The following is a 25,853-nucleotide window of genomic DNA, read 5'->3' as shown; positions in this document are numbered from 1 at the left end:
CGGCGAACTAGCTGGCCGTCGATTGTCCCCGAGCCTTACTCTCTTCGATCCACTGCACCAGCTTGCTGGGCGTAATCGGTAGCTCGGTAATGCGTATCCCGAACGGCGCTAGGGCGTTCTCGATGGCCGACGTGATGACGCCCGGCGCCATCATGCGGCCGCCCTCCCCAGCGCCCTTGATTCCATACGGTGTGTAGGGTGACGGCGTCTCTTGGTGATCGATGGCGATCGGCGGCACCTCCATCGCGGTCGGCACGAGGTAGTCCATGAAATTGGCCGTCAGCATCTGGCCGTTCTCGTCGTACACGTACTCCTCGTACAGTGCGGTGCCGAGTCCCTGCGCGGTTCCACCGGTCAGGTGACCGTCCAGTGTCATCGGGTTCACCACTGTCCCAGCGTCGGCAACGGCCGCATACTTGTGGTAGATGAACTGGCCGGTCTCCGGGTCCACCTCGACGACCGCGATGTGGCAGGCGTGCCCCATGAAGGGGTAGAACACACCGAGGTCCTTGCGGTCCGGCGAGGGGAGAGTGGTGTAAGGGTGGTCGTAGGTGAAGCTCGCCTCAAGACCGCTCTCCACATCCTCGGGGAGAGCGAGCTTGAACATGTAGGCGCTCAGGGCGATCTCGCTGAGCGTCAGCGAGCGATCGGGGGCGCCCTTTACCTGGACCTTGCCTTCGCGGAATTCCAGATCCTCCGGGCTCACATCGAGCCGGTGCGCCGCAATCTTCTTGATCTTGTCCTTGAGGCGCTCTGATGCCCCCACTAGTGCCCCTGTCACCATGACTGTGTAGCGGGATCCACCCGGCCCCGTTCCCGGAAGGGCACGTTGAGAGTCGGCATAGGTGATGACGACGTCCCTGGGATCAATATCGAACTGCTCGGCTACCACCTGAGCTGCGACCGTCTCCGGGCTGTTCCCCCAGAAGGCGAGCGAGTGGAGCGTGACGACGAACTTGCCCGTGGGGTCAATCGTGACCGTGGCGCTTTCCGGACTGCTGGTGACCGGGAATTCCGGCTTGTCGAACCAGAACCAGAACTCAGTAGAGCTGAAGACGCTACGCTCCTGCGCTGTCACAATTCCGATGCCCAGGTAGCGCCCTTCCTTCCGCGCCCGTTCCCGCTCGGCAACCCAGTGGTCGTAGTCAGCCAAGGCGAGCGCCTTCTCGAGCACGCCCTCGTAGTTGCCGCTGTCGTAGATGTTCCCCGTCGGACTCCGGTAGGGAAACTCGTCGGGGCGGATGAAGTTCTTGCGCCGGATCTCGACTGGGTCGATCCCGAGTTCCTGGGACGCGAAGTCGACCATCCGTTCCAGCACCCAGTTGTTGACCTCGGAACCGAAGCCTCGGTATGCTCCCTGTTGGTTCTTGTTGGTCAGCACGGCAGTCAGCTCGTACTGGACGCTCGGAATGCGATACGGCCCCGTGACCTGTGCCAGCGCATTGCCATGTGTCCCCGTGCCGAACTGGAGATAGGCGCCATAGTCGTCGACGCAGGAGATCTTGAGGGCTCGCATGGTTCCGTCGCGGTCGACCGCTAGTGCCACATCGTAGTGACGGTCGGAGCCACAGTGGTCGTTGGCGAGAATGTGCTCGATGCGGTCCTCGATGTATTTCACGGGGCGGCCCGCGACCATCGAGAGGAACCCAGCCATCGTCGGCACTTTATGCATGAAGAACTTCGAGCCGAAACTGCCGCCCGCGTTGATCGGTACGACCCTGAGCTTACTAGCCGGGATCTTCAAGGACGTGGCGATCAACCACTGGAAGTAGGTGAAGCTCATCGAGTTGGCGTAGACCGTCAGGAGTCCGGTGCCCTCGTCATAGTCGCCGATGGCGCCGTTCGTCTCCATCGGCATCCCGCTCGAACGAGGCCAGTAGAGCTTGGCGCGCACGATGTGGTCAGCGTCGGCGAAATCCCGTTCGAACTCACCGAAAGTAAAGGTGCGGGCATAAGCAATGTTGCTGCCCAGCGCTTCATGAACCAGCGGCGCGTCCGGCTTCATCGCCTCGAACGGATCCACAACGGGGGGAAGCGGCTCGTACTCGACCTCGATGAGGTCGCAAGCATCCTCGGCGATATACCGGTTCTCAGCGACCACCGCCGCGACACCCTCACCGACGTGGCGCACCTTGTCCACTGCCAGGAGGTGCTGATAGATCGGTCCCACGGCGAACGTCGGAAGCGGCGCCATGCGCTCGGCAACGTCTTTCCCGGTTACGACCACATGGACACCGGGAAGCCGCTCCGCGGCACTCGTATCGATGCGCACGATACGCGCATGGGCGTGAGGACTGCGTAGCACTGCGGCAACCGCCATATTGGGCAGTTGAATGTCGTCGATGTAGCGGCCCTTGCCTCGCAGGAAGCGAGGATCCTCCACTCGCTTCAAGCTCTGGCCGATCCATTTCGGCCGATTGGTCGTCGTCTCAGCCATGGACGGACTCCCTCTCCCTCAATCGACCACCGACCGGGTGTCCGTCGCCGGGTCCGACGTGGTCATCGAAGCCGCAGCTGCGCGGACGGCAGTCACGATGTTCTGATAGCCGGTGCAACGGCAGAGGACACCGCTGATCGCTTCCCGGATCTCCTCGTCGCTACCGGGGGTTGGGTTCTGCCGTAGGTACTCGTAGGCGGTCAGAAGCATCGCGGGAGTGCAGAACCCACACTGCAACGCGTGATGCTCCCAGAAGGCCTCTTGCAGCGGGTGAAGGTCTCCGTTTGAGGACAGGCCCTCCACGGTCAGGATCTCGTGGCCATCGGCCTGGATTGCAAACATCAGGCACGAGCGGACACTTCGGCCGTCGAGCAGGACGGTGCAGTTGCCGCATACCCCGTGTTCACAGCCGAGATGCGTGCCGGGCAGATGAAGATCCTCCCGGAGGAAGTCTGCAAGCGTGCGTCGCGGCTCTACTGAGGCTTGATATTCCCGTCCATTAACGGTTACCGTGATCTGGCGCTTCTCTACCACGGTCATACGCGTCCTCCTGCTCGCTCGATGGCCGTCGTCAGTGCCCGGCGCGACAGGACGCGCGCCAGGTGTCGCCGGTAGTCCGATGTAGCGTGCACGTCAGACGGTGGATCGACCGCCTCTCGCGCAGCGTCAGCGGCCGCCGCGACTGCGTCGGCAGTCGGAACTGCTCCGATCAGTGTCGTGCTCAGATCGACCGTCACTGGCGTCGGTCCGACACCGGTCAACACCAGGCGTGCATCGGTGCAGGTGCCCGCTTCATCCAGCGTGACCAGAGCCGCCGTAGCGACGAGAGCAAAGTCACCGTGTCGCCGGCTCACTTCTTTGAAGGACCAGCCGCTGCGCGGGGCTGGCGCAGGGATCTGCACAGCTTGGAGGAGTTCGTCGGGGTTCAGTGCGGTCGTCATGTAGTCGACGAAGAAGTCCTGGGCCGGAACCTGCCGCTGCCCACGTGTGCTGCTCAAGGTCAACTCGGCATTCAGCGCCAGCATAACGGCTGGCAGCTCGGCGGCGGGGTCGGCGTGCGCCAGGGAGCCTCCGACCGTGCCTCGATTCCGGATTGTCCGGTGCCCGATGTAGCGCGTCGCTTCGGCGAGGAGCGGGAAGTGTTCCGCGACGACGTCGCTCTCAAGGAGCGTCTGTTGCCGGGTCAGTGCGCCGATCGTCAGACGGCCATTGTCCAGGGTAATGTGGTCGAGCTCGCTGACGCGGTTGATATCGATGAGCACCGCGGGGTACGCCAGCCGCATGTTCAGGACGGGCACGAGGCTTTGCCCGCCGGCCAGGATCTTCCCGTCGGCCTGGTGCTCGGCCAAGACCCGATGCGTTTCGTCCACGGTCGTTGGGGCAAAATAGTCGAAGACCGGTGGCTTCATTGGCCCTCCCTCCTATTCGGGTCCGATCCTCTCTAGGCGTGGCACGGGCACTACACCAAGAAGTGCGTGTACGTGGGGGACTACGGCATCGATCAGCCCCGAGAATCGGTCCCAGACGAAGCTGGCTGCAGACTCATGGTAGGAGGCTGCTTACGCAGTGTCTATGTTGTACAGGACAACGTGAGCACCTAGAACTTGTACATCTAGACAGGTCCGGGGGTATCTTGATGCCTGTCAATCAATCGGAGGATGAGGCAGGCGAGGCGAAGATCGAGAAGGACGTCAACCTGGTTCAGCGATACATTGAGTAAGGATTCGACGCGCCGCAGGCGGTAGCGCAGCGTATTCGGGTGAATCCGAAGGTGCTTGGCGGCGTACGGGACTGACTGGCCGTTGGCAAAGTAGGCCTCGAGCGCGGTGAGTAAGATCCCACCATGCCGCTCGTCATAGCGTAGCACGGGGCCCAGCCGCTGCTGGGCGAACGCGATCAACTCTTCCGTATCTTCCACTTGGTAGAGCAGGCGCGCTACGCCGAGGTCATCGTAATAAACAGTCCGATCGTGGCCGCCGAAGCGGCGCGCGATCAGCAGTGCCCGCTCCGCTTCACGGTAGGATGTAGGCACTTGATCGATCTGCGGAACAACCCGGCCGACGCCAACTGAGACACTCAACCCCTGCACCCGGGCGGCAATCAGCTCCCGGACGGCGCCGATCGTTTGCGCGGCCAGCTCTCCTGGTGGCCCATCGACTCCCATCAGGACCATGACGAGGTGGTCGTCACGACCCCCGACTAGCGCGTGCGGTGTGCGACTTGTTGCCACTGTCTGGAGCAGCGCGGCGAAGCGCTGGCGGAGAACATCGATGGCAGCCTCCGGTCGTTCGGATCCGACGATGGCCTCGCCAGGGCGATCGATGTCGAAGACGAGCACTTGATACGGCTCCTGCAGGCGGTAGCCAAGGTACCGGGCTCGATCCTGAACGAGTTTCACGTCGTCGAAGCGGCCGGTCAGGAGCTCGGCTGCAAAGCCACGCTGCATGCGGAGCTCCACTTCGTGCTCCAAGCGCTCCTTCATGATCTCCAGCGCGAGCACAGTCGCGGCGTGACCGACTGCGCGCAGGGCAAGGGGTGGCGCGGGAAGGGATGGCAATGTGATCGTGACATAACCGAGTAAGTCCCGGCCGGCCACGATGGGGGCCACGGCACGTGCCGGCTGCGGATCCCCGTCGGTCCTGGCTGGGAGTTCGAATGGTGCCCGAGCATCGGGCTGGTTCGGCCGCAGTCCCCGCCGGTGCACCATCTCTGCGGTGAGGGGCGGCGGATCATCGATTGGCTCCCCGGATGGGGTCACCGCGGTCAGTACTTGGAAGAACTGGTCATACACAACTACCGGGCAGTCGACCACGTGAGCCAGCGTCCGGGCGATGGCAGGGATGCCGCGTTGTGTCAGAACGACTTGGGTCAGTGCGTCGTGGATCTCGGCAGCCTGCTCTAGCAGGGCACGGTGCTCGTCCAGTTTCCGTGTGAGCTCCGCGAGGCGCTGGATCGTGTGCTCCCGAGCATCGACGAGCCGCGCAATCTCGATTGCGATGCCGGCTTGCATCGCGACGGTGTGCAGCGCGCGGATCTCACTTAGTCGGTACCGGTGCGGCTCACGATGGTACCCGTTGAGCGTGCCGATGACGCGATTCCGAGACCGTAATGGCACTGATAGGAGCGAGCGAATGCCTTCCTTCCGCGCCAACACCCGCCATCGGCGGAACCGCTCGTCGGTTTCAGTGTCTTGTACGACGACAGGTCGTCCCGTACGGAATGCCTCACTGGAAGGCGCCTCGCTCAGACGGGGGTCGGCAATGTGGATTGGGCGTTTCCGGTTGACCGCCTCGACGTAGTTTGCACCGAGTCCTGATGCACCCTCGATTACCAGCAAGTCGTCGTCTGGTCGCTCGAGCAGGATCGCACAGGAGTGGAACCCCAGTCGGGTACAAATCGCGACGGCGAGAGACTGAAGCGTCTCCTCAAGCGAGCGAAACTGTGTGATCGTTTCGAGAAACTCGTAGATCAGCAGCTGTTCAGGCCGTCTGGACACCTCGTCAATGGGCTCCCACTCCGATGCTGTCCAGCCTAAACTGCTCTTCGACACTGCCTTCTCTACCTCACGTGCTGCTTCGTTGTGCCGTATGTAAGCAGTGTAGCAGGTGGCCCAGCCGTGTCAGCCACCGCCGAATTGCCGCGTCGCTCATGCCACACGCTACTGGCGCGGCAGCGTCACCGGCGTCAGGCGCTTGGCCATGAAGATGTCCGGGCGGCCGGGGCCGTTGGCGTCGGCCAGCAGGCCGACAACGACGAAGCCCTGGCGGCGGTAGAAGTCGACCGGATGCCGGCGTCCGGGACGGACCTGGAGGCGCGCGGCGTGCGCCAGGACATCCGGGTAGAGGTCGATATTCGATGCTGTCGTCTCGTCGGTTTCGTCGTCAGTGCCGAGCCAGAGGGTGAGTGCGCCACGCTCGCGCACACGCTCCTCCAGGTCGCGCAAGAGCGCCGTACCGATGCCCTGGTACTGCCGGTCACCCCGCACCACCAGGGGGTGCAGCTCCCAGGCGTGGGAGTAGGCGGGGATGCCGCCGATCCAGCCGAGCACGTTGCCGTCGTCGTCGATGGCGGCCCGGCAGATTCGTTCCGGCGCGAGCATCTCCCGCACCTCTGCTAACGCCTCTTCGAACGTGGGGTAGCCCACGCTGAGCTGATCGGTCAGGATCTCTGCTGCCTGCCGTACCCGCTCGTCGTCCTCGGGCGTCAGGTCGATGATTGTGAGTTCCGTCGTCATCAAGCATCGCTCCCTGGTGCACCGCGCTGTTGTTGTCGCGCGGTTTAATAAGTGGCCGGACCCGCGGCTCTTATTTTCGTTTGGTCACCATTTCTTTAACAAGACGGATCGGAGTGGCGTGGTGGCGGGGATCGAGGTTCGACGGGCGGGGCGGGGTGACATCGCGGACGTGGTGCGCCTGCGGTGGGAGATGTGTGTCGAGCAGGGGGTGGCCGACGCGGACGACCAGGAGGGGTATGACCGCTACGCGGCGGCGCTGCACGACTTCCTGGAGCGCTGGATCGACGATGTGCAGTGCCGCGTCTTCGTCGCGGTCGATGAGGGCAGCGGGAAGCGAGTGGCGATGGCGGCGCTGTGGCTCTGGCCGGTGTTGCCCTGGCCCGGCGGGCTGGCGCAGTGGCAGGGGCACGTCACCAGCGTCTATACCATCCCCGGCTACCGGCGGCGCGGCATCGCCCGGCGGCTGATGGGCGCGGTACGGGACGCCGCGGCGGCACACGGCGCGACGCGGCTGGTGCTGGAGACGACACCGATGAGCGCGCCGCTCTACCAGGATCTGGGCTTCGTGGCGAGCAGAATCGTCGAGCTGCGCCTTGATTCCGCGGAGGATCGGGATTAGGAGCCCCTGACACGACCGCGAGTAGAGAGGGAGGCACGATGCCGGTTCAGTTCACCGCTCGGGAGCTGCGGGCGAAGTACGATGCGGTCGCCCCGGTCTTCGACCGGATGGAGGCGATCATGGAGGTGCTGGGCCTGCGGCGCTGGCGGCGGGGATTGGTCCGCGAGGCGACCGGCCGGGTGCTGGAGGTCGCGGCCGGGACGGGGCGCAACTTCCCGTTTTACCCGGAGGGGATTGATCTCACGGCGGTGGATATCAGTCCGGGGATGCTGGCCGTGGCGCGAGCGCGGGCCCGCAAGATCGGCCGCCCGGTCGACTTGATCATCGCCGACGCCGAGCGTCTCCCGTTTCCCGACCGTTCCTTCGATACCGTCGTCTCCACGATGAGCGTTTGCACCTTCCCCGATCCGGTCACCGCGCTGCGGGAGATGGGTCGTGTCTGCCGTCCGGGTGGGCGCATCCTCTTGCTGGAGCACGGACGGAGCAGCGTGGGGTGGATCGGTCGCTGGCAGGACCGGCGGGCGGACCGTAACGCGCAGTACGTCGGCTGCCATTGGAACCGCGAGCCGTACGAGCTAGCGCGGGAGGCCGGGCTCCAGCCGATCAAGGCACGGCGCCGCCTGCTTGGCATCTTCCACCTGATGCGGCTGCAGCCGGCGGCGTGAGCGCGCCGGCCGGCGTGATCGAACAGCGTGACGACGTCGCCTTGCCGTCATCAGGAGTGGCGGGCGGCACCCAATTCCCGTCGCAGAATCGCCCACCGGGAGAGCATCCCGGTGGGCGATCCGTTGCGCCACACTGGATGTCAGGACACTGGGCCGTGCGGCCTACGGGTTGGTGAGCACGAGGGCGCCCTCGTCGGTGGTGGCGTAGAGGAGCGTACCACCGCGGGCGAAGGCGAGGGTGCGGACCTTCACCTCGTCTACCTCGGGCACGCGCTGCCAGGTCACCCCGTTGTCATCGCTCCGGTAGAGCCCTCGGATCGTACCGGCGAAGATCCGCTCCGGCTGGCGCGGGTCCACCGCCAGCGCGAAGATCCCGAAGCCGCGGCCCTGCTCCTCCTCGGGGATCGGCTGTGTCAGCGCGTTGACCGAGAGCGTTACCTCCTCGAGCCCAGCGCGGCTGAATTCCCAGGTCTCGCCGTTGTCGGTGCTGATGTGGATGCCGTGGGGCTCGCCGACGATGACCTTGTCGACCGAGGCGAGGAGCACCCCGCCACCCCAGAACTCGAGCAGCGCCGGGCCGGTCACGGGGCTGGTCGGGGTCGAGACGTCGAGGGCGACGACGCGGCTGGTGCCCCCTTCGGAGGTGAAGATGCCGTAGAGCTGGGTGGCGATAAGGCCCAGGCTCGTCACGTCGAACCCGGCGACCGGGCTCGACAGCTCCCATGTCTCCCCACCGTCGACGCTGATCGCGAGCTGGCACGACTCTCCGTAGAGGCGGCTGGTGTTGAGCGGATCGATGACGAGCGGTCGGATGTTCTCCGCGGTGGGGATGGTCTCCCAGGTCGCCCCGCCGTCGGTGCTCCGCTCGAAGGGAACCGGGTCGCCGCCGCGCGCGCACGGCGAGTGGTCGCCGCGGTAGATGATATCGGGGTGCGTTGGGTCGGCGAGGATGTGCGCCTCGGTGGCGCCCTCGGACACCTTTGTCCACTCCTCGTCGCCGTCGCGGCGGTAGAGCGCGTTCCCGGCCACGGCGTAGACGATGTCCAGCCCCGGTGCGGGAACGGCGATCTCGACCACCCGCTCCCCGTCGATGGTCAGGGGGCTGACGGTGGTGGCGTCGGGAATGGTCTCCGGCGTGGCCGTGGGGTCGGAGTCGGCCGGGGTCGGCTCCGGCGTTGCCGGTTCGGCCGGTGGCTCAGTGGGGCTGACGGTAACCGTGGGGGTCTCTGCCGTCCCGCGGTCAGGCGGGGTCGTGGCCGTTTCCGAGCCCCCGCCGCAGGCGCTCAGCAGCCAGAGGCCGATGATGAGAAGCGCCGCGAAGTGGTAGCGTCTCTTGGTCATCCGTTCCCTCTCCCTGGGTGCGGCCGCCGGTGTGCGGGGCGGGTGTACCGTGTGGGAATCGCCCCGCGTGCCGGGGCACGCGTGTCGGTTCCCATTGTGCCCGGCTGGGAGGCCGGGCGGGAGGGCTAGGAGCCGGCTTGCGCCGAGGCATCGTCTCCTAAGACGACGACGATGTCATTGCCCACGTACGTCGCTGGGTCTCCCGGGATGATGGCCGCCGGTGAGAGATGCAACACCTCGGCGATGCGCCGGGCAGTCACCCCGTCCCCCACATAATCGACGATCCGTGAGGTCGGAACGTTGCCGGTCTCAGCCGACTGCGCGGCGCTGACGTCAATGAAGCCCGCGGCTTCCAGTTGCGCCGCGGCGTTGGCCGCGAGCCGATTGACCAGGGTGGCGTTCTCCACCAGGATCGTGGCTGCGTACTGGGGCTCCGACTCCGGCGCCGTCTCGGTCTCGGCCGGCTCCTGTGCCGGGCCGGTGCCGTTCGGCATCATCTCGGCCAGGATCGCCGCCACCTGATCCCAGTCGGGGATCAGGTAGTAGGGCTCGCCGGGGTTCCACTGCGCGGTCGTGGCGGGCAGCAGGCTGTAGGAGCGAATGCTGCCCGCGTCGATCTCCGTCCCCAGCTTGGCCAGCGCCAGCGCGTCGCCCGGCGGCAGATCGGTGCGCACGCTGTTCCCCAGTTCCTCCAGCAGCTCAGGGGCCTTGGTGATCAGGTTGAGCGAGACAGCCTGCTGCCGCAGCGCGCGGAGCACCTGCTGCTGGCGGTTGCCGCGGGCGAAGTCGTTGTCGTCGTGCCGCGTGCGGGCATAGCGCAGGGCGGTCTTGCCGTCCATGTGCTGCAGCCCGGTGTGGAAGTAGATGCGCGTGTAGTTGAACTGCTCGCCCGGGTACTCGTCGTCCTTGATCGGCGCCGGCACGTCGATGGTCACCCCACCCAGCGTGTCGACGATGCGCTGGAAGCCCTCGAAGTCGACCTCGGCCACGTAGTGGATCGGGATATTGAAGTTGTACTCGACGGTCGCCCGGACCAGCCCGGCGCCGGTGACCCCGGATTCCTCCCCGGCGGAGTAGGCGGCGTTGATCTTCTCCTCGCCGAGGCCGGGGATCGTGACCAGCAGGTCACGCGGGATCGACATCATCCCGACCTGCTTGGTCGCCGGGTCGATCGTGACCAGGATGATCGTGTCGGAGCGCGCGACTACCCCGTCGTCGCGGTCGTCGACGCCGAGGAGGAGCATGTTGACGCGCTCTTTCTTGTCCCAGTCGGGCAGCTTCACTTCCTCCGTCGCGTCCGGGATGATCACCACCGTGCCGTCGGGGTTGACGCCGATGGCCGGGCGCGGCACCGGAGTGTTGAAGATGCGGTCGTAGGCCTGGTAGGCGCGGAAGACCGACGGCGCGATGAAGATGGCGCCTAGCGCCAGCGCGAAGATGGGGATGGTCATGAGCGCGACGCGGAGCCGGGAGCGCCGCCGGGGCGGCTCCGCCGTGGCGGGCATTGCCCGGCCGATCGACCGGGGCTGGGGTCGTTGTCGCGGTACTTCCCCCCGCGGACCCGGCGCACCGGCCCGGGCTCCGCTCTGCGCGCGCAGCCGCTCTTGCCGGATCTCGGCCGCGTCGCGGCGGCGTGGCTGGCGCGACGGCTGGGCACCGCCTGTCGAGGGGGCGGCAGCCTGCTCTGGCGTCCCCGCCGGTGCCCGGCGCGCCCGCCGCACCTCCGCGGCGCTCAAGCGGCGGCCGCGCATCCCGCGCGTGGCACGCGGCCCGACCCGCGGCTGCTGGCGCGAGATTCGTCTCTCTGCGGAACGGCTTGCGTTATCGTCAGTCACCAGTACCCTACTCACTCGTTGCCAGCCGGGCACGCCCGCGGATTATAGCACGGGCTATTTCCTTGCCTGGACGGGCCTCCCCGGCTAGACCGGCTTGATCACCGCCGGAGGCCGCACCGGCGCGGCAGGGTCCGGCGCGACTGCCGGCTCTGGCGGGATCATCTGCCGCACGATCTCGTGCACGGCCTCCCAGTCCGGGATGAGGAGGTACGGGCCGGGCGGGTTCCACTCGACGTAGGTCGCACGGAGGATGCTGTAGGAGTGGATGTCCTGCGGCTGAATCTCCGTCCCCAGCTTGGCCAGTTTCAACAGATCCAGCGGCGGAATGTCGGTCCGCACCGTGTCGCTCAGCGCCACCAGCAACTCCCGAGCGTTGGCGATGAGATTGCGCGTGACGGCTTGCTCTCGCAGTGCGAGCAGGATCTGCTGCTGGCGGTTGGCACGGGCGAAGTCGTTGTCGTCGTGCCGCGTGCGGGCATAGCGCAGGGCGGTCTTGCCGTCCATGTGCTGCGGCCCGGTGTGGAAGTAGATGCGCGTGTAGTTGAACCCCTCGCCGGGGTGGGCGTCGTCCTTGATCGGCGCCGGCACGTCGATGGTCACCCCACCCAGCGTGTCGATGATCCGCTGGAAGCCCTCGAAGTCCACCTGCGCGAAGTAGTGGATGGTGATGCCGAAGTTGTACTCGACGGTGGCGCGGGCCAGCCCCGGGCCGGTCAGCTCGCTGAGCGAGCCGATCGAGAAGGCGGCGTTGATCTTGTCGAGGCCGACACCCGGGATGGTGACGAGCAGGTCGCGCGGGATCGAGAGCAGCCCCACCGTCCGGGTGACCGGGGCGATGGTGACGATGATGAGCGTGTCGGACAGTGCCGGCTCGCCTGCCTCCAGTCGGGCGCTGTTGGTATCGGCGCCGATCAGCAGCACGTTGATCCGTTCCTGCCGGTCCCAGTCGGGCAGCGGCGGGGGCGTCTCCGTGGGCAGGACAACAACCTCCGGTGTGCCGCGTGGGTTAACTGTCACCACCGGGCGCGGGGAATCCGGCACGAAAACCTCCTCATAGGCGGTGCGCGCCGCGAGCAGCGGCGGGAGCAGCCAGGCGGCGCCCAGCGCGAGCAGCGCAACCGCCGCCGCCGACACGACGTAACGGGGACGCAGCCACCAGGGTTTCCGAGCCGCCCGGACGCGCCGGTTCGCCAGCCGGGCCCGGCGTGGGCCACGCCACAGGCGGCGCACCGGGACCCTCAGGCGAACCGCGCGCTCACGCCTCCCGCCGCGAGCGCGCGTGCGGTGGCCGCGCGGGTGGTGAAGTCGCGACGTGGCGCGGCGACCCTGGGGCATCGTCCCCTCCGCGTGACGCGGGCGCCGTGTGCGAAGGCGACCGAACGCGCCTCCGGTGTACCATTGCGAGCGGCGCCCGACGCGGACGCACCGGTTGACGAGCAGGCGGCCGCTCCGCATACTGTACGTACACCGAAACAAGCCGCCTTCTATCAGACACAACGCATGCGAAAGGCCAAACGTCACAGCGGGTCGTGAGGGGGAGACGATGATTCTATCCGATCGTGATATCGTTCAGGCGCTGGAATCAGGGCGCATCAAGATTACTCCGCAGCCTGACCTGGAGCGCAGCCTGGGCTCCTGCTCGATCGACTTCCGGCTCGGCAACACCTTCATGGTTTTCGAGCACTCACGGTTTTCCTATATCGACCCGCGCCAACCTCAATCAATCGGCGATGCCATGCGGACCATCACCGTGCCCGACGGCGAGGCCTTCATCATGCAGGCGGGGGATTTCGCGCTGGCGTCGACGCTGGAGTCGCTGGAGTTGCCGGACGATCTGCTCGGCCGGCTGGAAGGGCGGAGCAGCATCGCCCGCCTGGGGATCACCGTCCACAGCACCGCGGCGGTGTTCGAGCCCGGCTGGGTCGGCACCGCGACGATGGAGCTATCGAACCTGGGCCGGATGGCGGTCGCCCTCTACCCCGGCATGCGCATCTGCTCGTTCACCTTCGAGCAGCTCACCTCCCCAGCCATGGTGCCGTATCGCAAAAAGCGGGGGAACAAGTACGCCGGCCAGATCGACCCCAAGCCCAGCCGCCTGGCCGAGGAGATCGCGATGGCGCTGGAGGAGGAGAAGTAGGGGGCGTTCTCCCGAGCGCATCGGCTGCATGTGACGGATCACCGCGCCAGCGGATAGGGCCCGGGGGTTCACCCCCGGGCTCACAAACAGAAGCCGGCTTTAGCCGGCTTGGGGGCAGTGATCCGGCCGGGTGACAATAGGATCCTTGCGCCGTGGTCTGGGCCCGGGGCTCAAGCCGCCGGGCTGAATGGGGTAAGCCCACTGAAGGGGCTGTGATGGCTACATCCAGGCGGGTCCGATCCGGCCTCCCACCGGGCGCCGCGTTCCCCAGCCCCTTCAGTGGGCTTTTCCTTGTTAGCCCGGGGTAAACCCCCGGGCACGCGTCACGGCGTTGGGATCCTTACACCACCGGTTCCGGGCGCGGATCTCGGTGCTGGCTCCTCACACCACCGCCCCCGGCACTGACGACCGCGTGGGAATCTTCACACCGCTCATTGCACCGCGGTATGTGCCCGGGGCTCAAGCCGCCGGGCTGAATGGGGTAAGCCCACTGAAGGGGCTGCGATGGCTACATCCAGGCGGGTCCGATCCGGCCTCCCACCGGGCGCCGCGTTCCCCAGCCCCTTCAGTGGGCTTTTCCTTGTGAGCCCGGGGGTAAACCCCCGGGCACGCGTCACGGCGTTGGGATCCTTACACCACCGGTTCCGGGCGCGGACCTCGGTGCTGGCTCCTCACACCACCGCCCCCGGCACTGACGACCGCGCGGGAATCTTCACACCGCTCATTGCCGGGCACGCGCCACGGCGTGGGGATTCTCACACCACCCGCGCCGGGCGCCAGCCAAACCGCGGGGATCCTTCCACCTCCCCGCTACTCCAGCTTCTTGAGGCGCAGGTACCAGCTCTTGTAGTCGTAGTCGTTCTTCCTGGCCTCTTCGGCGGCGATGGCCTGGACCGTGGCAGGGGCCGGCACCACGACCTCGTTGCCCGGCGTCCAGTTGGCCGGGGTGGAGACGCCGTGCGCATCGGTCGTCTGCAGCGCGTCGAGCACGCGGAGGAACTCCGGCATCCAGCGGCCGGTGGTGAGCGGGTAGTAGACCATCGCCCGCAGGGTCCGCTTCGGGTCGATCAGGAAGACCGCTCGCACTGCCGCGGTCGAGGAGACGCCGGGGTGGATCATTCCGTAGAGTTGCGACACCCTCATGTCCAGGTCGGCGATGACCGGGAACGGGACCTTCACGCCCAGGTTCCGCTCGATGTCCTGCATCCAGGCCAGGTGGGACGGGATCGAGCCGACCGACAGCCCCAGGAGCTGGGTGTTGCGCTTCTCGAACTCGGGCGCCAGCTCGGAGAACGCCACGAACTCGGTGGTGCAGACCGGGGTGAAGTCGGCCGGGTGGCTGAAGAAGAGCACCCACTTGCCGGCGTTGGTGAGGTCGGACAGCCGGATCGGCCCGTGCGTGGTGACGGCTTCGAAGTCCGGCGCCGGCTCGTTCAGCCGCGGCAGGCTCGGGGTCGTGGCAGCGGTATCGGGCACAGTCATCGGCGCTCGCTCCTTCCGCGTTGTGGTACGGCACTGAGCAACCGCGGTCATCGCACCCTGTGTGCCCGAAGAACCGCCGCCACGGCGGCTGCGTGGCGCTGCCTCTAGCCTGGACGCGGTCCCGTTTCCTCCCGATGCTGTGCCCCGATGCTCCGCCGCGGCGGGGATACCCCGCCGCGTCAGGCCTGCTTGGCCGGGGTCGGGGTGACGCCGGCCGCCTGGTCCTCGAAGCGGGCCAGAATGAAGAGAAGCGAGGAGAGCCGGTTCAGGTAGGCCAGCACCTGCTCGTTCTCGATCTCCCCCTCGTGCGCCAGCTTCACCACCAGCCGCTCCGCCCGGCGGACCACGGTCCGCGCCACGTCGAGGGCGGCACCCGCGACCGTGTCGCCCGGGAGGATGAAGTGGGGCGGCAGCGGCACCTCGGCGGCGAGCTGGTCCGTCTCCTGCTCGATCCGCGCCACGTGCTCCTCCGTGATGTGGTAGCGCTTCTGCTGCATCTCGGGGGTGAAGGCCAGTTCGGCCATCATGACGTAGAGGTCCCGCTGCACCGCGATGAGGATGTCCTTGGTCCGCTGGCTGGTCGCCAGCGCGCGGGCCAGCCCGAGGCAGGAGGTAGCCTCGTCGAGGGTGCCGTAGGCCTCCGGCCGGGGCGCGTACTTCGGCACGCGGCCGCCCAGGAGGTCGGTGTAGCCCTGGTCGCCTTTGCGTGTGTAGAACATCGCCGTCGCTCCCTCCGCTGTCGTCCAGCCCGATTGTGGCACATCCCCTGCCAGGCGGCGCGCGCCGGGCTAGCGGTCGGCGCCGGTGCCGGCGAGGGCCGCCGCGCCGAGGAGGAGGAGCGCCCCGGCGAAGAGCCAGGCGGCGGGGTCGGACGCGCCCGCCAGCGGCCAGGCCCACCAGTCGCGCTCCACGCCGGGGCGCACGCCGAACATGGCGGTCAGGAGGACGAAGCCGACCGGGAGGATCGGGGCCGCGTGCGGGCCGACGAGGCGGCGGCCGAGGAGGGTCAGCCCCACGTAGCCGAGCGCGTTTCGCCCGGCGGCAGGGGCCGTGTCGCTCACGTCCGCTGCCCAGAGCAGCCCGCAGGCCCCGAGGGCCAGCGCGGCCACCGCCAGGGCGTAGGCCGTGTCGAGCAGCCGCATCGGCCGGCAGGCGACGGCCTCCGCCCGCGGGTCACCCGCCCCGAGCGCGTAGGCCACGACGGTCGCCACCGCGAGGGGGAGGAGGAAGGCGAACGGCAGGGCCAGGGTGCTCCCGACGCGCAGGCTGGGGATCGGGAGCGCCAGGTCGCCGGTCAGCAGCAGGCTGGCCGCCAGCGCCAGGGCGACCGCGACGCAGGTGCGCGCCCGCCGCACGCGGAGCCACAGCGTCATTGGGTGGGCTCCAGTGGTGGCCTGACCCCGCAGGCGCGCATGGCGGCCAGGTTGCCCGCGAGCCAGGCCCGCTGCTCGTCCGGCGGCAGCGCGCGCACCGCCGCGACGGTCGCGAGGATCTCGACTCCGTTCACGTGGGTGCTCGCATAGCGCTCTGGCGGCACCCCGGCGACATCGACGAGCCAGGCGATGACGTAGGCGCGCGCCTCGAAGCCAAAATAGGGAACCTCGCTCTTGAGGGCGCAGGGCGGCACCGGCGGTAGCACGCCACGCGCGAGGGACAATACGATCTCCTCCTCGTTGTCCGACCGGATTATGACTCTGCCGGTGCTCGACGGGAGCGACTCTGACCACTCCTCGCTAAACCTGGCCGGGAGAGGGACCCCAGCCGCCTGCCAGACGGGCGCCACCTTTGCCACCACGCGGGCGGCGGTGGCCAGCCGCGAGCGGTGCTCGGGCCAGACGCAGACCTCCGGTGGGCCTGGGGCGCAGACCAGCACCGACGGATCGCGCGGCACGGTCGGGTTGGAATCCATCCCGCGCACGAGCCAGAGGCCGGCCGCGATGCCCAGCGCGGCGGCGAGCGGCGCCAGGCCGAACTGAACCCGGGCGAACGGCTGCCGCAGCAGCACGAGGGCAGCCACGAGGAAGCCGGCCACGACCGTGAGCGCGCTGGCGACGGCCCGCGGGGCGAGATCCGAGTCGATCGCGCAACAGCCGGCCCAGGCCCCTGTCGGGAAGTCGAGCCAGACCGGGAGAATGGCGGCCGGCAGCGCCATCCAGGTGAACATGAGGAGGAAGGCAGCCGGCACCGCCACCACCGGGCGGAGGCGCAGGCCGATGGCGAAGCCGAGCAGCGCCTGCGCTGTGACGACGCAGGTCTCCACGCCGACGACCCGGAGGTCCGGCCAGGCGAGCACGCCCGCATCCGCGAACCGGATTGCGATCGCGGCGCCGAGCGCCCCGAGCCCGGCGACCAGGACCGGCGCCAGCGACGCCCCTGCTACCACGACCGCCGGGCGTGCGTGGGGCAGCCCCCACCAGCCGGCACGGTGCAGGCGGCCGCCTTCCCAGGCACCGAAGGCTGCCACCGTCGGGCCGATGACCGACACCGTCCAGCCGGCCACGGACGTCAGCGCCAGCGGGTAGGGGTCGTAGGTCGCGGGGTAGATGATGCGGGCGTAGCCCATGGCGACCAGGGCTAGGATCGGCCCGAGCCAGGCGGCCGGGCTGATCCGTAGGATCGTCTGGACGGCCATCAGCGCTCCCCCGTCACGATCTGGGCGTAAGCCGCCTCGGCGGGGCGCGCCCCGCCGCCCGCGGGGGCCAGACCCATGAACTCCGCCACCGTACCCACGAAGCGGATGACGCCGTCGTCGAGCACCACCACCGTGTCGAACAGGTCGGTCAGGTCATCCACCTGGTGGGTGGACACGACGACCGGGCGCTCCGGGGGGAGGGCTGCGAGCAGCTCGCGGAAGCGCGCGCGCTGTGCCGGGTCAAGGCCGGCCGTCGGCTCATCCAGCAGCAGCACCTGCGCATCATGGACGAGAACCTGGGCGAGCCCGACCCGGCGGAGCTGCCCGCCAGAGAGGGTCGAGGTCTTGCGCTCCGCCAGGTCGCTGAGAGCCACCTGGCGGAGCGCCGTGGCAGCGGCCGCCCAGGCCTCGCGCCGGCTCAGCCCCTTCAGCCAGCCGGCGTAGGCCACCTGCTCCTGCACCCGCAGCCCGGGCACGGCGTGAATCTGCTGCGGCATCCAGCCGACCGCCCGCCGGTAGGCGGCGCGATCCCGGCCGCGCGACGGGCAGAGGTCCCCGAAGCGGACTCGACCGCTCGAGGGGCGGAGGGCGTCGGCGCCCAGGGCCAGCAAGGTGGACTTGCCGGCCCCGTTCGGCCCCAGCAGCACCGTCCGCCCCGGCGGCACCTGCCAGGTGAAGTCGGTCAACACCGGGCGCGGAGAGCGGCGGTAGCGGAAGCTCACCTCTTCGAAGGACAGCTCCACGGCGGCGCCCCACTCTCCAGGGTTGTAGATCAGTAACTCACCATGAAGCCGTCAGGATACCTCGTCGAGATTGAGTACAAGTAGCACCCACCATGATCCGCGCAGTTGGATATGTCAGATACTTTGAACCAGTACTCCCCTGGGTCCTTCATCTCTCCCCAGTACAGATAGACCAAGTTGTAGCACGTCCCCTCACGAGTTCCTTTGGATTCATCGAACCATCCAGGAACATGTCTTCGCAGCTCGAGGCCGATACTGTCCGAAGGATCTGGGGCCTGATCGCGGCAGGCGTATATCCCAGCCATGGTACCTGCCGCGTCATTGTGATTGTCCCACCAACGGCGGGTCTCAAAACCGACCCTGACGTTCGAGAGATATGACGTCCAGCTTCCCTCAGCGGATGCTGGGATAGCCAGAACAACGAGCACTGCGAGCACCACGAGCGGTACGACTAGAAGCTGCCTGCGTGCCATCGCGCACTTCCCGCTGCTGAACGCCCTCCGGGGCTCATAAGGACGGAGAGATCATCGGCGATCGTAGCCGCCGCGGCGACCTCTTGACACCAACACCAAACTGCCGGCGTCGTTTCATCCGGTGTACGGAGGGCCTTGTTCTCCTGAGGGCCGTTGGGCCCGATGTCACTGATGATCTTGAATTGCATCATAACTGACAAAGACAGGTACGTCAATTCCTTTTTTTCTATCTCATCAGCACTCAACCGAAAACACGCGTAACTCGTCCTGCCTCCCCATGCAGATGCCGGGCAGGCCCGCCCGCCAGGTGCTACACTCAACACCACGGGATGTGGGCACCGAGGTGCCGTGCTGGCTGGGTGCGGCAAGGCGGGCTGGGGACGACCGCCGGTGCCGGCCCGAGGAGCGTTGTGCTGGAGAGGAATACGACCATGGTGGCGACCGTGCGGGCCGTGACGCCGGGCAGCGAGGCGGCGCGGGCGCTCGAGGCCGAGCTGCGCTGGCGGATCAGCGGTGAGGTGCGCTTCGACCAGTACTCCCGGATGCTCTACAGCACCGACGCCAGCAACTACCAGATCGAGCCGGTCGGTGTGGTGCTGCCGCGCACGGTCGACGACGTGCGCGCCACGATCGAGCTGGCCGCCAAGCACGGCGTGCCGATCCTGCCGCGCGGCGGGGGCAGCAGCCTGGCCGGACAGACAGTCGGCGCAGCGCTCGTAGTCGATACCTCCAAATACCTCAACCAGATTCTGGAGGTTGACCCGAGCGCGCGGGTGGCTCGTGTGCAGCCCGGTATCGTCCTTGCCCAGCTCAACGCCAAGCTGGCCCGCTACGGTCTGATGTTCGGCCCCGACCCGGCCAGCTCCGACCGCGCCACCATCGGCGGCGTCGTCGGGAACAACGCCTCCGGTTCCCACTCGATTCTCTACGGCATGACCAAGGACCACGTCCTGGCCGCGCACGTCTTCCTCTCCGACGCCACCGAGTTGACCTTCCGCGCCCTCACGCCCGATGAGGTGGCCGCCAAGGCGGCGCAGGACACCCGCGAGGGGCGGCTCTACCGCGCCCTGCTCAGCCTGCGCGAGCGCTACGGCGCCGCCATCCAGCGCGACTTCCCGCGCCACTGGCGCCGCGCCACCGGCTACAGCCTGCCCGAGCTGCTGGTCGAGGACGGCTTCAACCCGGCGCGCCTGCTGGCCAGCTCCGAGGGGACGCTGGCCCTCGGCGTCGAGTACACCATCAACCTCGTGCCGCGGCCGACGCGCACCGCGCTGGTGCTCTTGCAGTTCGACGACCTGGTGCGCGCCATGGAGGCCACGCCGACGATCCTGGAGTGCGAGCCGTCGGCGGTGGAGCTGATGGACCGCATGCTCATCTCGCTCACCCGCCAGCAGCCGGGCTACGCGCGGCAGATCTCCTTCATCAAGGGTGACCCGGACGCGATCCTGGCCGTCGAGTTCTACGGCGAGAGCGAGGCGGAGCTGCGCGCCAAGGTCGAGCGCCTGACCCGGCACCTGACCGAGCAGGGCGTGGTGCAGGACCCGCTGCCCGTCTACGACCCGAAGCAGCAGGCCGACGTCTGGTCGGTACGCAAGGCGGGCCTGGGTCTGCTGATGAGCATCAAGGGCGACGCCAAGCCGATCGCCTGCATCGAGGACGTCTCCGTCCCGGTGGAGCACCTGGCCGAGTACGTCCGCGAGATCCTGCGGCTGGTGGCGGAGCACGGCACCCGCGCGGCCTTCTACGCCCACGCCAGCGCCGGCTGCCTCCACGTCCGCCCGCTGGTGAGCCTGAAGACGGCCGCCGGGGTGCGGACGATGCGGGAGCTGACCGAGGCGGCGGCGGACCTGGCGATCAAGTTTGGCGGGGTGATGAGCGGCGAGCACGGCGACGGGCTGGCCCGGGGCGAATTGAACGAGCGGATCTTCGGCCCCGAGCTGTACCAGTGCATGCGTGAGCTGAAGGCCGCCTTCGACCCGGACGGGCTGATGAACCCGGGAAAGATCGTCGACTGCCCGCCGATGACTGAGAACCTGCGCTACGGCCCGGATTACCGCACGCTGGAGCCGAAGACGCACCTGAGCTTCGCCCGCGAGGGGGGCTTCGCAGCCGCGATCGAGATGTGCAACGGGGCCGGGGTCTGCCGCAAGGTAGGCAGCGGCACGATGTGCCCCTCCTACATGGCGACGCGCGACGAGCACGACACGACGCGCGCCCGTGCCAACGCACTGCGCGCCGCGCTGTCCGGCCGGCTGCTGTCCCACAGCCAGCTCACCGCCAAGGAGACGTACGACGTCCTCGACCTCTGCCTCTCCTGTAAGGCGTGCAAGACCGAGTGTCCCTCCAGCGTGGACATGGCGAAGATCAAGACCGAGTTCCTGGCGCAGTACTACGAGGCGCACGGCACGCCGCTGCGCGCCCGTGTCTTCGGCCATATCCACACCATGAACCGGCTCGGCTCGCGCGTGGCACCGCTGGCGAACTTCATGCTGCGCAGCCCACTTGGGGACGTGGGCAAGCGGGCGATCGGCGTCCACCCGAAGCGGGAGATCGCGCCCTTCGCGCGCCAGACCTTCGAGGAGTGGTTCCGCGCTCGCCAGCCGAGCGCGCCGCTCGGCACGCGCGGGGTGGCGGTCTACTACCACGACACCTTCACCAACTATAACTACCCGGAGATCGGCAAGGCGGCGGTGCGCCTGCTGGAGGCGGCCGGGTACACGGTGGAGATCGTGCGGCAGCGCGCCTGCTGCGGCCGGCCGATGCTCTCCAAGGGGCTGGTCGACGGGGCGCGCAAGCTGGCACGCCGGAACGTCGAGGCGCTGGCCGACTACGCGCGCCGCGGGGTGCCGATCGTCGGCACCGAGCCGAGCTGCATCCTGACGCTGCGCGACGAATACGCCGACCTCCTGCCGGACGATCCTGCGGTGGCGCAGATCGCTGCCAACAGCTTCATGATCGACGAGTTCCTGGCACGGCTGGCCGAGAACGGGGAGCTGGACATCACGTGGCGCGAGGATCCGGGGCCGAAGGTGCTCTTCCACGGCCACTGCCACCAGAAGGCGCTCATCGGCGTCGGGCCGTCGATGGCGGTGCTGCGGGCCGCCGGCTGCGAGGCGGAGGAGAGCGGCGCGGGCTGCTGCGGCATGGCCGGGTCGTTCGGCTACGAGGCGGAGCACTACGAGGTGTCGCGCAAGATCGGCGCGGAGCGGCTCTTCCCGAAGGTGGAGGCGCAGAGCGCGGGGACGATGATCGCCGTCGCCGGTGTCTCCTGCCGGGAACAGATCGGCCACTTCACCCACCGCCGCCCGCTGCACATCGCCGAGGTTCTGGCTACCCGCCTCGCCCCCGCCGTCCGCCCCGCGGCGACCCAGGCGGCAGATTGAGCCGGGCGGCGGTCTCTGTCGTGTGCCGGCAGAGGTGGGCCTCATCGAGCGCACGCGGTCGGTACGGGCCCGGGGCTGAAGCCGCCGGGCTGACCACGAATGCCGGCTGATGATGTTTTACAACTAATTCGGATCATGCCTGCCTGGGCACATCGGTGCGTGCGGAGCGCTCAGCGCAGCGTTTGCCGTGTCCCGTCGCACCTGGCAGTGGTCCTCGGAGAGATCGTCCGATTAAGTTGTGAAACATCATAAGCCGGCTGGGGCAGAACAGAACTCACACCCCGGCATTCGGTCCCGCCGCTCGGCGCGTGCCCGGGGCTAAAGCCGCCGGGCTGAAAACGGAAAGCCCACTGAAGGGGCTGTAATGGCGACATCCAGGCGTATCCGCCTCGGCATCCCAGCGGACACAGCGTCCCCAGTCCCTTCAGTGGACTTCGCCTGGTCAGCCCGGCGGCTTTAGCCCCGGGCACCTACCTGGCCGTTGGACACCGTACTAGCAGCATCTGAGCCCTGCGGGATTCCAGCCGGCTTCAGCCGGCTTTCGTGGTCAGCCCGGCGGCTTCAGCCCCGGGCCCGTACTGCCGCTGGGACCCCCTCCCGGCCGACCCCATATGCCGGATCAGTCCGTCGTCTCGCCGAGGGCGATGGCGAGGAGCTCGGCGGCGACGGCAGTGCTGCCGCCGGAGGGGTCGAGGGCGGGGTTGAGTTCCACCCAGTCGAGCGAGCGGATCGGCAGGTCGGAGTCGCGTAGCATGCGCAGCAGGCGCGCTGCCTCGCGGAAAGTCAGGCCGCCGTACACACGGGTGCCGGTCCCCGGCAGCAGCAGCGGGTCGAGCACGTCGAGGTCGAAGCTGACGTGGACGGCGTCGGCGCCGGAGGCGCGGAGGCGGTCGATGGCGTCGGCGATGGTGGCGTCCAGCCCGCGGTCGTCGATGTGTGCCATCGTGGCGTAGTGAATGGTTCCTTCGGCCAGCCAGGCGCGCTCGCCGGGGTCGAGATCGCGCAGGCCGAGCATGACGGTGTCCTCGGGGCGGATCGGCGGCGTCTCCGCGAAGAGGTCGGTCAGCACCGACGGGCCGCGGCCGAGCGCGGCGGCCAGCGGCATGCCGTGGACATGGCCCGAGGGGCTGGTCTCGGGGGTGTTGATGTCGCCGTGGGCGTCGATCCAGAGGACGGCCAGCCGCTCGGCGGTGGCGGCGGCGCCGGCCAGTGTGCCGAGGGAGAGCGCGTGGTCCCCGCCGAGCGCCAGCGCCAGCGCGCCGTCGCGGATGGCGTCCGCCACGGCCGAAGCGAGCGGTGGCATCGACGCGGCGATCTCGTCGAGGTACATGGCCTCGCCCGGGCGCCTGCGGCCGTCAAGCGGTTCGTCACCGGCTTGCGGGGCCGGGATCGTGATGGCTGGGCGTAGGCGGTTGAGCAGGTCTGGGAACCCGCGGCGGATCAGGCGCGCGCGGAGGGCGTCGTCCAGCGCAGCCGCGCCAAGCTCGACCCCCGCGCGTACGGCGCCGAGCGCCAGCGGGAAGCACACTGGCTGGATCGGCCCCGCCTTCAGGCGGTTGGTCGTGGCAACGGCCTCGCGGATCCTGTCGCTCTCCACTACATCGTCTCCGGCGCGGCGATGCCGAGCAGGCCCAGTCCGTTGGCCAGCGTCTGGCGCGCGGCGGCGACCAGCGCGAGTCGGGCCGAGCGCTGCGGCTCCTCCGCCTGCAGCACCGGGCAGGCGCGGTAGAAGTCGTTGAAGCGCTTCGCCAGCTCGTACACGTAGTTGGCGATGACCAGCGGCTTGTACTCCGCGGCGGCTCGCTCGACCTCGCTCGGGAAGATGGCGACCTGCTGGATCAGGTTGATCTCCTCCGTCGTGAGGTCGGTGAAGGTCAGCCCCTCGGTCGGGATCTGGTCGACCTTCTCCAGGATGCGGCAGGCACGGGCGTGGGCGTACTGGATGTAGGGGGCAGCGTGCCCCTCAAAGGAGAGGGCCTCCTCGATGTCGAACACCAGCACGCGGTTGTTGTCCCGCATGAGCATGCCGTACTTCATGCTGCCCAGGCCCACATCGTTGGCGATGCGATCCTTGACCTCGTCCGGCAGGCTCGGGTTCTTCTCGTCGATGATCTCCCGTGCCCGCTGCAGCACCCGCGCGGCGATGTCTTCGTACAGGACCACGTTGCCGGAGCGGCTGCTCATCGCCCCGGTCGGCAGCATGACCGTCTCGTAGCTGAGGTGGTAGCACTTCTCCGCCTGCTCGAAGCCCCAGAGCTCCATGATCTTGAAGATCTGCTGGAAGTAGAGGCTCTGGCGGACGTCCACCACCCAGATCGAGCGGTCGACGTGGTACTGCTCGAACTTCATCTTGGTCAGCGCCAGGTCCTTGGTCGAGTAGAGGGTGGTGCCGTCGGAGCGGAGGATCGGCAGGGTCCGATACGTCTCCTTCTCCAGCCCCAGCTTCTCGTCGATCTTGACCACCGGTAGCCCGTCGCTGATCTCGGCGATGCCTCGCTCCAGCAGCTCCTGGACGATCTGCCGGCCCGGCTCCTCGACCTCGCTCTCGTAGAACCAGACGTCGAAGTGGACGTCGAGCTGGTCGTAGATCCGGTGGAACTCCTCCATGCTCCAGGCCTTGGTCTCTTCCCAGAGCTGGACGAAGGCCGGGTCCTTCTTCTCCCAGAGCTGGAAGGTCTGGCGGACCTCGCGCTGCCACTCGGGCACGTGCGGCCACCAGTCCAGGTGCTCCCCGAGCCGCCGCCACCGCTCCAGGCGCTCCTCGTAGTCGGCGGCGGTGAAGGGCTGCGGCTCACCCTCGGCGGCCGGCTGCGGCGGGTTCTCGCGCACCGCCTCCAGCGACGTGGTGAGCTGCTTGCCGACGATCGGCCAGAACTTCTTGATCGTCTCGTCGTCGTAGAAGGCGTCGGTCTTGATCTCGCGCGCGTTGGCGATCTGCCCGAGCAGGTAGGCGACATCCTCGCCGACCTTATGCTCGCGCCAGAGCTCTTTCATCATGCGGTCGACCGCCTCGCGGAAGGTGGCGTCGTTGCGGGCCAGGTCGTTGAGCAGGTCGACCACGTCCTGGCGGTAGTTCAGCCGCTGATCGGCCTCGGTGTAGATCTCGCCCAGCCAGCGGCCGCGCTGCGCCCGCGGCGGCTCCTCGCCCTGGTGGAACCGCTGGTAGCACCACAGCGTCTTGATGACGTGCAGGCCGATGTCGCCGATGTAGTTCGCCTGCAGCACGTCGAACCCGGCGAACTTCATGATCCGGCTGAGGGCGTTGCCGAGACAGACGTTGCGCAGGTGGCCGACGTGGAACGCCTTATGGGTGTTCGGCTGGGAGTACTCGACCATGACCCGGTCGGTCTTCGGCTCCCCGCGGCCGTAGTCCTCGCCGGTAGTGAGCACGGCGTGGACCACTTCATTGCTGAAGCGGTTGGTGTCGAAGCCGATGTTGATGTAGCCGTTGACCGCCTCGACGCTGGCGAAGCCGTCGGCCGCCCGCAGCCGCTCAGCCACCTGCTCGGCGATCGCCTGCGCGCGCTGGCGGACCAGCTCCTGGGTGCGGCGCTTGGCTTCCTTCTTGGAGAGTCCCTCAAGCTCGGCGGCGGCCTCCGCCGTCACCAATTCGGTGGCGATCTGATAGCTGACCGAGGCGGAGGTGCCCCAGACGCCGGCGAAGGGGATGGCGCGCATGTCGAACTCACGCCGGCCGTAGCCGAGCTCCTCCAGCGCGTCGTTGATCAGCGCGGCGGCCCGCCGCTCCTCAGTCTGAAACGTCGTTACCATCGCGGGCTCCTGTTAGTGTTGCGTATTGCGTGTTCCGTATCGCGTAGTGCGCACTGAGTGTTCCGCCGTGCGTCAGGCGTTCCCCTTGCTCCCGGCCCCTC

The 25,853-nt window shown here is 68.0% G+C and carries 19 protein-coding genes; 4 read left to right on the top strand and 15 right to left on the bottom strand.

Annotated features, from left to right (window positions below; all coding sequences use genetic code 11):
• Window positions 1-7 precede the first annotated feature (7 nt).
• From STHE_RS11590 to STHE_RS11570, 5 genes are all read right to left on the bottom strand, one after another.
• Entirely contained in the window at window positions 8-2,437 is a 2,430-nt protein-coding gene (locus tag STHE_RS11590) for a xanthine dehydrogenase family protein molybdopterin-binding subunit (protein ID WP_012872772.1), read from the bottom strand.
• A gap of 18 nt (window positions 2,438-2,455) precedes the next feature.
• Entirely contained in the window at window positions 2,456-2,977 is a 522-nt protein-coding gene (locus STHE_RS11585; RefSeq protein ID WP_012872771.1) for a (2Fe-2S)-binding protein, read from the bottom strand.
• The gene (locus tag STHE_RS11580; RefSeq protein ID WP_012872770.1) at window positions 2,974-3,846 is read right to left on the bottom strand and encodes an FAD binding domain-containing protein; all 873 of its coding nucleotides are present in this window, start codon (window positions 3,844-3,846) and stop codon (window positions 2,974-2,976) included. The genes STHE_RS11585 and STHE_RS11580 overlap by 4 nt, the downstream gene beginning before the upstream one ends.
• A gap of 203 nt (window positions 3,847-4,049) precedes the next feature.
• Window positions 4,050-5,987: a helix-turn-helix domain-containing protein gene (locus STHE_RS11575; RefSeq protein WP_012872769.1), complete on the bottom strand. Its 1,938-nt coding sequence runs from the start codon at window positions 5,985-5,987 to the stop codon at window positions 4,050-4,052.
• 108 nt (window positions 5,988-6,095) lie between these two features.
• A complete protein-coding gene (locus tag STHE_RS11570) occupies window positions 6,096-6,671 on the bottom strand; it encodes a GNAT family N-acetyltransferase (RefSeq protein WP_012872768.1) in 576 nt (191 codons plus the stop codon).
• A 121-nt stretch (window positions 6,672-6,792) separates the two neighbouring features.
• On the opposite strand from STHE_RS11570, the gene STHE_RS18075 reads away from it, so the two are divergent.
• Complete coding sequence (locus tag STHE_RS18075) at window positions 6,793-7,290, top strand: GNAT family N-acetyltransferase (RefSeq protein ID WP_012872767.1); 498 nt, start codon at window positions 6,793-6,795, stop codon at window positions 7,288-7,290.
• 38 nt (window positions 7,291-7,328) lie between these two features.
• Window positions 7,329-7,955, top strand: a complete 627-nt coding sequence (locus STHE_RS11560; protein ID WP_012872766.1) for a class I SAM-dependent methyltransferase — start codon at window positions 7,329-7,331, stop codon at window positions 7,953-7,955.
• A gap of 162 nt (window positions 7,956-8,117) precedes the next feature.
• On the opposite strand, the gene STHE_RS11555 is transcribed toward STHE_RS11560, so the two are convergent.
• The 3 genes from STHE_RS11555 to STHE_RS11545 all read right to left on the bottom strand — a co-directional run bounded on the left by STHE_RS11555 (window position 8,118) and on the right by STHE_RS11545 (window position 12,466).
• On the bottom strand, window positions 8,118-9,296 hold the full coding sequence (locus STHE_RS11555) for a WD40/YVTN/BNR-like repeat-containing protein (RefSeq protein ID WP_012872765.1): 1,179 nt from the start codon (window positions 9,294-9,296) through the stop codon (window positions 8,118-8,120).
• A 125-nt stretch (window positions 9,297-9,421) separates the two neighbouring features.
• Entirely contained in the window at window positions 9,422-10,801 is a 1,380-nt protein-coding gene (locus tag STHE_RS11550) for an LCP family protein (RefSeq protein WP_052295306.1), read from the bottom strand.
• A 414-nt stretch (window positions 10,802-11,215) separates the two neighbouring features.
• Window positions 11,216-12,466 carry an LCP family protein gene (locus STHE_RS11545; protein WP_012872763.1) on the bottom strand — a complete coding sequence of 417 codons (1,251 nt, stop codon included), beginning with the start codon at window positions 12,464-12,466 and terminating at the stop codon, window positions 11,216-11,218.
• Window positions 12,467-12,674: 208 nt separating this feature from the next.
• Between STHE_RS11545 and dcd the strand changes: the two genes are divergently transcribed.
• Entirely contained in the window at window positions 12,675-13,268 is a 594-nt protein-coding gene (gene dcd / locus STHE_RS11540) for a dCTP deaminase (protein WP_012872762.1), read from the top strand.
• A gap of 810 nt (window positions 13,269-14,078) precedes the next feature.
• Here dcd and STHE_RS11535 read toward each other — a convergent pair.
• The 5 genes from STHE_RS11535 to STHE_RS11515 all read right to left on the bottom strand — a co-directional run bounded on the left by STHE_RS11535 (window position 14,079) and on the right by STHE_RS11515 (window position 18,125).
• Window positions 14,079-14,750, bottom strand: coding sequence for a peroxiredoxin (locus STHE_RS11535; protein WP_012872761.1), 672 nt, complete (start codon window positions 14,748-14,750; stop codon window positions 14,079-14,081).
• Window positions 14,751-14,929: 179 nt separating this feature from the next.
• Window positions 14,930-15,469 carry a cob(I)yrinic acid a,c-diamide adenosyltransferase gene (locus tag STHE_RS11530; protein ID WP_012872760.1) on the bottom strand — a complete coding sequence of 180 codons (540 nt, stop codon included), beginning with the start codon at window positions 15,467-15,469 and terminating at the stop codon, window positions 14,930-14,932.
• A 69-nt stretch (window positions 15,470-15,538) separates the two neighbouring features.
• Window positions 15,539-16,123, bottom strand: a complete 585-nt coding sequence (locus tag STHE_RS18070) for a hypothetical protein (protein ID WP_012872759.1) — start codon at window positions 16,121-16,123, stop codon at window positions 15,539-15,541.
• A complete protein-coding gene (locus STHE_RS11520; protein WP_012872758.1) occupies window positions 16,120-17,382 on the bottom strand; it encodes a DUF7224 domain-containing protein in 1,263 nt (420 codons plus the stop codon). Before STHE_RS11520 ends, STHE_RS18070 begins: the two co-directional genes overlap by 4 nt.
• Complete coding sequence (locus STHE_RS11515) at window positions 17,382-18,125, bottom strand: ATP-binding cassette domain-containing protein (RefSeq protein ID WP_012872757.1); 744 nt, start codon at window positions 18,123-18,125, stop codon at window positions 17,382-17,384. Before STHE_RS11515 ends, STHE_RS11520 begins: the two co-directional genes overlap by 1 nt.
• A 904-nt stretch (window positions 18,126-19,029) precedes the next feature.
• Here STHE_RS11515 and STHE_RS11510 point away from each other — a divergent pair.
• Window positions 19,030-21,981, top strand: coding sequence for an FAD-binding and (Fe-S)-binding domain-containing protein (locus tag STHE_RS11510; RefSeq protein ID WP_012872756.1), 2,952 nt, complete (start codon window positions 19,030-19,032; stop codon window positions 21,979-21,981).
• A gap of 619 nt (window positions 21,982-22,600) precedes the next feature.
• Here the strand turns inward: STHE_RS11510 and STHE_RS11505 are convergent.
• Complete coding sequence (locus STHE_RS11505; RefSeq protein ID WP_012872755.1) at window positions 22,601-23,578, bottom strand: arginase; 978 nt, start codon at window positions 23,576-23,578, stop codon at window positions 22,601-22,603.
• Window positions 23,578-25,752 carry an arginine--tRNA ligase gene (gene argS, locus STHE_RS11500; RefSeq protein WP_012872754.1) on the bottom strand — a complete coding sequence of 725 codons (2,175 nt, stop codon included), beginning with the start codon at window positions 25,750-25,752 and terminating at the stop codon, window positions 23,578-23,580. The genes STHE_RS11505 and argS overlap by 1 nt, the downstream gene beginning before the upstream one ends.
• Window positions 25,753-25,853: the final 101 nt, after the last annotated feature.

Origin of the sequence: Sphaerobacter thermophilus DSM 20745 (assembly GCF_000024985.1) — a bacterium.
Lineage (GTDB): Bacteria > Chloroflexota > Chloroflexia > Thermomicrobiales > Thermomicrobiaceae > Sphaerobacter > Sphaerobacter thermophilus.
The sequence above is the reverse complement of the archived record's forward strand: the minus strand, read 5'-3'. Positions and strand labels throughout refer to the sequence as shown.